The organism is Bacillus cereus group sp. Bc010, assembly GCF_027716745.1.
GTDB classification, from domain to species: Bacteria; Bacillota; Bacilli; order Bacillales; family Bacillaceae_G; genus Bacillus_A; species Bacillus_A pacificus.
This window is the reverse complement of record NZ_JAQFUY010000101.1, coordinates 1-1,282: the sequence shown is the minus strand read 5'-3', so window position 1 is coordinate 1,282 and position 1,282 is coordinate 1. Positions and strand designations below refer to the sequence as shown.

Sequence of the window (1,282 nt, the reverse complement as noted above, 5' to 3'; positions counted from 1 at the left end):
TGAAGTGAACCCGAATAGTGGTACATGAAAAAAACACCTCCTGAATTCGCATACTAAGTATGCAAATTCAATGGAGGTGTTTTTCGTTTGAAGACAAGAGTTCATTACCCAGAAGAAACAAAGTGGAAAGTGATTGAAATGAAGAAAGACGGCTATTCAAATCGTACAATTATGGAGAAACTCGGAATTAAAAATGTTTCCCAAATTAAGACATGGATGAAATGGTATCATACAGATCAAACGTATCGTTTTCAACAACCTGTAGGAAAACAATATTCTTATGGAAAAGGACCAAAAGAGCTCAGTGAATTAGAACAGCTACGTTTAGAAAATAAACATCTAAAAACAAAATTACTTGTATGGGGAAAGTATCTGGAAATCGAAAGGGGCTGAAACCAGAAACTGTAGTTACTTTATGGGAAAATGTAAAAACAAAAATAACGGTAAAAGAATTGTGTAACGTATTAGAATTACCCCGTTCCACATTTTATCGTTGGTTACAACGAACGGAAGATTTGAAAGATGGTATAGAAGAGAAAATAAAGGACGTTTGTCTTAGGCATAAATTCCGGTATGGATATCGAAGAGTGACCGCTACTCTTCGTAAAATGGGACTGTGTGTCAATCATAAAAAAGTATTACGAATCATGAGACAAAATCACATTCTTTCAAAAGTACGTCGAAAGAAAAAGAAATATATCAATGGTGCGGAGCCAATGGTAGCCCCTCATCGATTGGAGCGCCAATTCGATGCATCCAGACCAAATGAAAAATGGTTTACGGATGTGACGTATCTCTTATTTGGAGAGCGTACTTTGTATTTATCAACGATTATGGATACCTTTAATCGTGAAATTATTAGTTGTGTCATCAGCGAATCACAAACACTGACATTAGCGATGAAGACATTAAAACAAGCAATGAGAGGGCGAAAAGTAAAAGATGTCCTTCTTCACTCAGATCAAGGAAGTATTTATACAGCAAAAGAATTTCAAGCGTATGCCAAAGAAAACGGCATTATCACCAGCATGTCCCGGAGAGGAAATTGCCATGATAATGCCGTCATGGAAAGCTTCTTTGGTCATTTAAAAAGTGAAGCTTTCTATTCACAAAAGATAACAAAAGTATCCAACACAACTGTGCGAAAGATTGTGCTAGAATACATTCATTACTACAATTGTGTGCGAATTCAAGAAAAATTAAACCACCTATCCCCTAAAGAATTTAGGGAACAAGTGGTTTAGGTGTTTTGATTGGTGTCCCGTTTTCGGGGGTCACTTCA

The 1,282-nt window shown here is 36.4% G+C and carries 1 protein-coding gene; it reads left to right on the top strand.

Annotated features, from left to right (window positions below; translation table 11 throughout):
• Positions 1–87: 87 nt before the first annotated feature.
• Positions 88–1,244 (top strand): IS3 family transposase gene (locus PDQ68_RS28560; RefSeq protein ID WP_153016965.1). Its coding sequence is split into 2 segments (ribosomal slippage): positions 88–340 and positions 340–1,244, totalling 1,158 coding nucleotides; the frame shifts between segments, so codons are not numbered across the junction.
• Positions 1,245–1,282 lie beyond the last annotated feature (38 nt).